The organism is Enterobacter sp. J49 (assembly GCF_002148625.1).
GTDB lineage: Bacteria > Pseudomonadota > Gammaproteobacteria > Enterobacterales > Enterobacteriaceae > Enterobacter > Enterobacter ludwigii.
Genome location: NZ_MWPY01000032.1, coordinates 1 through 357 on the forward strand (window position 1 = coordinate 1; position 357 = coordinate 357).

1 pseudogene is annotated in these 357 nt (G+C 62.5%); it reads right to left on the reverse strand.

Features of this window, described 5'->3' with window-relative positions:
* A pseudogene (locus BJP35_RS12720) lies at positions 1–357 on the reverse strand (MFS transporter); the annotation flags it as partial.

A 357-nucleotide genomic window follows, 5' to 3' on the forward strand; every position in this document is an offset into this window, starting at 1 on the left:
GCATGATGGTAGCGATGCTGTTGGCCTGCAGCGTCAAGGCCGGCGCGATGCCGAACTGCTTTTGCAGATAGGTCGGGGTCATCAGGATCACCACCACGATGCCGGCGGAGAGCAACCAGGTCAGCAGCATCGATACCGCCACCTCCCGTTTGTGGTTGAGCACCACCGACTTCAGCGGCAGCTCTTCGGCCAGCGCTTTACGCGCCTGCATCTCGATGAAGATCGGCGTTTCCTGCAGCCAACGGCGCAGGTACATCGCCACCAGACCGAACATGCCGCCCAACAGGAAAGGAATGCGCCAGCCGCCGCCGGCAATGCTCTGCGGGCTGAGCGTGGTGTTGATCACCGTCGCCACCA